7 protein-coding genes are annotated in these 4,593 nt (G+C 62.0%); 1 reads left to right on the forward strand and 6 read right to left on the reverse strand.

Annotated features, from left to right (window positions below):
* Window positions 1-198 (reverse strand): LysR family transcriptional regulator (locus tag VIM98_RS15975; RefSeq protein WP_331994102.1); only part of this gene is annotated, 198 nt, incomplete at its 3' end.
* 34 nt (window positions 199-232) lie between these two features.
* On the opposite strand from VIM98_RS15975, the gene VIM98_RS15980 reads away from it, so the two are divergent.
* Window positions 233-841, forward strand: a complete 609-nt coding sequence (locus VIM98_RS15980; RefSeq protein ID WP_331994103.1) for an NAD(P)-dependent oxidoreductase — start codon at window positions 233-235, stop codon at window positions 839-841.
* A gap of 184 nt (window positions 842-1,025) precedes the next feature.
* Here the strand turns inward: VIM98_RS15980 and VIM98_RS15985 are convergent, their stop codons facing one another.
* The 5 genes from VIM98_RS15985 to VIM98_RS16005 all read right to left on the reverse strand — a co-directional run bounded on the left by VIM98_RS15985 (window position 1,026) and on the right by VIM98_RS16005 (window position 4,349).
* The gene (locus VIM98_RS15985; RefSeq protein ID WP_331994104.1) at window positions 1,026-1,640 is read right to left on the reverse strand and encodes a YceI family protein; all 615 of its coding nucleotides are present in this window, start codon (window positions 1,638-1,640) and stop codon (window positions 1,026-1,028) included.
* A gap of 85 nt (window positions 1,641-1,725) precedes the next feature.
* The gene (locus tag VIM98_RS15990) at window positions 1,726-1,881 is read right to left on the reverse strand and encodes a hypothetical protein (protein WP_331994105.1); all 156 of its coding nucleotides are present in this window, start codon (window positions 1,879-1,881) and stop codon (window positions 1,726-1,728) included.
* A 3-nt stretch (window positions 1,882-1,884) separates the two neighbouring features.
* Complete coding sequence (locus VIM98_RS15995; RefSeq protein ID WP_331994106.1) at window positions 1,885-2,379, reverse strand: nuclear transport factor 2 family protein; 495 nt, start codon at window positions 2,377-2,379, stop codon at window positions 1,885-1,887.
* 117 nt (window positions 2,380-2,496) lie between these two features.
* Complete coding sequence (locus VIM98_RS16000; RefSeq protein WP_331994107.1) at window positions 2,497-3,252, reverse strand: LytR/AlgR family response regulator transcription factor; 756 nt, start codon at window positions 3,250-3,252, stop codon at window positions 2,497-2,499.
* The gene (locus VIM98_RS16005; protein ID WP_331994108.1) at window positions 3,249-4,349 is read right to left on the reverse strand and encodes a sensor histidine kinase; all 1,101 of its coding nucleotides are present in this window, start codon (window positions 4,347-4,349) and stop codon (window positions 3,249-3,251) included. The genes VIM98_RS16000 and VIM98_RS16005 overlap by 4 nt, the downstream gene beginning before the upstream one ends.
* Window positions 4,350-4,593: the final 244 nt, after the last annotated feature.

The raw sequence follows: 4,593 nt of genomic DNA on the forward strand, positions 1-4,593 counted from the left end.
GGTGCTCACCATCGTTTTGGCCAAGCCAAGGCGCGCGGCGGCGGCCGTGAAAGAGCGGGTTTCGACGACCGCGACGAATACCACGATGCGGTTGAGATTGACGGCGGTCAGCGGCGTGCCCATGGCCATTGTCCTGTTTGAGTGGACAGTATAGCCGTGATTGTCTGACTTATCGCGGCCGGGTGCAGGGCGTAGCATCGCTGCTGTCGTTTATTTTTCGCAAGGACAATCTATGAACATCGCTATTCTCGGTGCAAGCGGTAATGTCGGTTCGCGCCTGGTCGCCGAAGCGCTGAGTCGCGGCCATCGGGTGACCGCTGTTGCGCGCAACGCCAACGCCGCGGCCGATACGGCGCAACTGCGTCATATAGCTGCCGCTGTCGGCGATCCTTCGTTGGCTGACCGCTTGGCCGGTCATGACGCGATCGTCAGTGCTATCCATTTCACCCAGGCTGGGCCAGAGGCGTTGCTGATGCTGGTGCGCAAGTCCGGTGTGAAACGTTATCTGGTGGTGGGTGGGGCTGGCAGCCTGGAAATAGCCCCGGGCAAGGCGCTGGTGGATACGCCGGATTTTCCGGCGGCCTATGCGGAGGAAGCTCAGGCCGGTAAAGCATTCCTGGGGGCGCTACGCGGAGCAGACGATCTGAATTGGACATTTTTGAGTCCGTCTGCATTGCTTGTTGCCGGGGAGCGGACTGGCAAGTTTCGGCTCGGAGGGGACGAATTGCTGGTCGATGCACACGGCAAGAGCTGGATTTCGATGGAGGATTATGCAGTCGCCATGCTTGACGAGGTCGAGCGGCCGGCGCATGAGCGTAAACGGTTTACGGTGGGGTATTGATCGCACCCTGATGAGCTTGAGTTTCGTGAAAGGCCGCCCCCTCACCTCGACCCTCTACCCCGGCGAAGCCAGGGAGCGGGAGTCTGACCGAGGAAGCCGCAGTTCTTCGCGCCTGCGCGGCCCGCTCCCTTTCCTCCGGTGAAGCCGGGGGAAAGGGTGACGAGGGGGCTCTTGCCTCATGAACTCACTTCTTTGCTGGCGCCTCGTCCTGCAAAGCCTCGACCTGGATACGTAGCTGCACACTCATATCGAAGCCGTAGCTTTTGCCTGCGTCCATGCCGAATTCGTCGCGCCGAAAGCTGCCCAGCGCATCGGCACCGCATAATTCGCGCTTGAACATCGGATGGGGGATGCATTTGAAGCGATCGATGTTCAACGTCAGCGGCTTGGTCACTCCATGCAGGGTCAGCGTACCCACTGCGTGCGTGGGGCTGCCGTCGATGAAGTCGGTCAAGCGTCCCTTGAATACGGCGTTGGGATAGCGCGCCGTATCGAGGAGCTCTTTGCCGACCGCCCACGTGTTGAGCTTGTCGTGGCCGAAGTCGATGCTCGCGACATCGACGGTCACCTCGACGGTACCGCTGCTGGTTGCCTTGTCCAGAACGACCTTGCCACTGCTCTTGTTGAATTTGCCGCGCCACGTAGAAACACCAAGATGATCGGCTTCGAAGCTCGGGTAGGTGTGCTCAGGATCGATGGTGTAGCCGACCTGCCCCGCCCTGCCATGCTGGCTGGTCGCCAGCATGGCCAGGGACAGCATGGCGATGGCGGCACCTGCGCCGCGGTTTGCGTAGAACATGTGCGTCTCCTTTTGTCGGCCGACCGGATGGACGGCGCCTCAATAGGGGAGACGAACGACCCCTCGGCGATTCGACATGCTCCGATCAATGCATGGCGATGGAAGCCAGACAGGCGATCAGCTCAAGCAACTGGCGGCAGCCGGATGGCAAGGTTTGCATGTGCTCGGATAAGCCGCTGGTAACGGCCCATGCAAGAAGACATGCCGATAGTCCCGCCATGGATTTGCCGAACAGCGTCATGGCTCAATGCTTGATGTGCTGGGAATAGATCGCCTGCCAACGACCGTCGGCATAGATGAAGATGTCCGCTCCCATGATGCCCTCCTGCGCGCCACGCGCGGGGTCGTAGAAATTGACCACCGCACTGTTGCCTTGCATGGTGACCAGAGTTCCGTACGGATGGTCCTTCTTGTACGCCTCCATCTTGCGCAGACCTTCATCCGTGCCTTTATTCTTCGCTGCGTGCTCGAGCAACGCGGTGCGCGTCAGCGTCTTGCCCTCGCCGCTGATCGAGCGATACGCGGGCGCCAGCATGGTGCCAAGGAAATCGGTATCTCCAGTCGCCTCGGCCATCGACCAGCGATCTTCTACCGCCCGTACGCCCGCTTCGCTCATTGCGCTTTCGCCATCGCTTGTGCCGGCGTGGTTGGCTGCATAGACAAACGTTGCTCCGAGACCGGTCATCGATAGCAACAGCACAGCAGCAGTGACAGTCAGGCCTTGACGGGGGAAGCGCATGGCGAACTCCAACAGGTGGGGGTAGCCTGAGCTTGCGCGTGCGCGATCGGTCGTGCAGCGGGTTTGTGACGAACGGGACCGTGACCGTGACCGGAGGCGAAGGTCAGGGTTGGGCGGTCAGCGCAGACCGAGTGCGCCACGGGCACCGTCGCGGAATCGGCGACTCAGCGGCAGGCGGGTGCCGTCGCGAAGCACGACTTCGGCATCGCCATGGAACAGGGGGTGGATTTCGCGCACTCGGTCGAGATTGACGACTGCGCCACGATGGATGCGCAGGAAACGCGCCGGATCGAGCTGACCGTGAAGTTGCTGCAACGTCTGCCGATGCAAGATGACTTCACCGGCAGCATGCAAGCGCACGTAGTTGCCGTCGGCGGCGATCCAATCGATATCGTTCACCCGTACGACGCGCAGCGCTTCGCCCACGCGCACGCTCAATCGTTCCACCGGCGCGGCATCCATCACGGATTGGCGTGGCGCGCGCTGATCGGCGGTAAGGCGGCGCCATTGGCGGAAAATCCGATCCATGCAGCGATCGAAGCGTTCCTGGTCGATCGGTTTGAGCACGTAGTCGAACGCACCTGCCTCGAACGCCTTGACTGCATGTGCGTCGAATGCCGTAGCGAAGACCACAAGCGGCAGCACATCGGGCTGCAACCGCTCCAATAGCGCGAAGCTGTCCATGCCGGGCATGCGAATGTCGAGAAAGATCAGATCGGGACGCAGGCAGGCGATGGCTTCAGCCGCTTCGTCCGCGGTACCGCATTCGCCGACGATCTCCACGGTGCGGTGGCCCGCCAAGGCCTGGCGTAATGCCAGGCGCGCCAGCAGTTCGTCATCGACCAACAGACAGGCGATGCGCTCGCTATTCATGCGGCGCCGACCTCATACGGCAAGCGCACTTCCACGCGTGTCCCACCGCCTGCGCGCGGAACCATCGACAGCCGGCCAGCGCAGGCATCCAGGCGCGCGCGCGTGTTGCCCAGGCCGATGCCTTCACGCCAGGCCTGGTCGGGCAGACCCTGCCCGTCGTCTTCGACAACCATCCACAGCTGCTCGCCATCGCGGCGAGCGGCGATGCGCAGGTTGCCGCCTGTCGCACGCGGCAGCAAGCCGTGCTGCAAGGCGTTTTCGACCAAGGGCTGCAGGATCAGGTGCGGAACGGCGGCATCGAGTGCGTCGTCGGCAATCTCCCAATGCGTCGCCAGGCGGTCGCGAAAACGAATCTGCTGGATCGCCAGATACGACTCGAGCGATTTGAGCTCGCGCGCCAGCGATACGGTCTGGCTCTGGTCGGCCTCCAGGGTGAGGCGCAGGAAGTCGCTCAGGCGCGCAATCATGGTGCGCGCCGTTGCCGGATCGGATAGGGCCAGCGCGGAAATGGCGTTAAGCGTGTTGAATAGGAAGTGGGGCTGCAACTGCATGCGCAGGGCGTGCAATTGTGCTTGCGCGAGCTGTCCCTCCAACTGTGCGCTGCGCATCTGTTCGCGCTTGAGGCGTCGCTGGTAGTCCCAACCGCGCAGCACTGCCAGCACGACCCAGTAGGTGATCAGGTCGAAATGGAACTCGTAGACGAATTCCATGCGGAACAATTTGCCGAGCGAATCGATGCGCGAGGGGAGGTAGGTGTGCATCTGCCAATAGACAAGCAGCAGCGCCGCGGTATGTGCCCCGGCCGTAAGCAGGCTCAACGGGATGTGCACCGTGAAGAACCTGCGCCAGCTGTGCGTTGCCGTGCGGCGGCCCAGCCAGGCGATCCACGGAGTGAGCAGCATCCAGCCGAAATAATCGGGCAGATTCCAGGACAGCGCGCGCAGCCAGGGATGCGACTGGCCCTCGTTCATTGCACCCAGTGCCCACGCGATCGAGCTGATCAGGGTAAGTAACGCCCAGAAACCGACGACCAGCCAAACGCCACGGGCGCGGGAAGGTTCGGCTGGCAGAGGCAATGGCGTGGACGTGGCGGACATGCCGATAGCATGGCGCAGTTGAGCAGGATGTGCATGTATCGGGCGGCAGGGGTGCATCCAAGGAGATGTCTTCGAGGAATCCGTACTTGCCTCGGTCTCTGACGGGAACCTCGAAAAACTTGCTTTCTGTGGGAGCGACTTTAGTCGCGACAATCGTGCCTCACCGCAAGTCCTTGTCGCGACTGAAGTCGCTCCCACAACGATAGGATCCGCTTTCGCTATATTCGGGCGATTGAGAGGTTTT

Source organism: Dyella sp. (assembly GCF_036568765.1).
GTDB lineage: Bacteria > Pseudomonadota > Gammaproteobacteria > Xanthomonadales > Rhodanobacteraceae > GSA-30.

Bases quoted from the DNA above. Each gene is read 5' to 3' on its own strand.
- VIM98_RS15980 (WP_331994103.1), top strand. From the start codon at position 233: ATGAACATCGCTATTCTCGGTGCAAGCGGTAATGTCGGTTCGCGCCTG.
- VIM98_RS15985 (WP_331994104.1), bottom strand. From the start codon at position 1,640: ATGTTCTACGCAAACCGCGGCGCAGGTGCCGCCATCGCCATGCTGTCC.
- VIM98_RS15990 (WP_331994105.1), bottom strand. From the start codon at position 1,881: ATGACGCTGTTCGGCAAATCCATGGCGGGACTATCGGCATGTCTTCTT.
- VIM98_RS15995 (WP_331994106.1), bottom strand. From the start codon at position 2,379: ATGCGCTTCCCCCGTCAAGGCCTGACTGTCACTGCTGCTGTGCTGTTG.
- VIM98_RS16000 (WP_331994107.1), bottom strand. From the start codon at position 3,252: ATGAATAGCGAGCGCATCGCCTGTCTGTTGGTCGATGACGAACTGCTG.
- VIM98_RS16005 (WP_331994108.1), bottom strand. From the start codon at position 4,349: ATGTCCGCCACGTCCACGCCATTGCCTCTGCCAGCCGAACCTTCCCGC.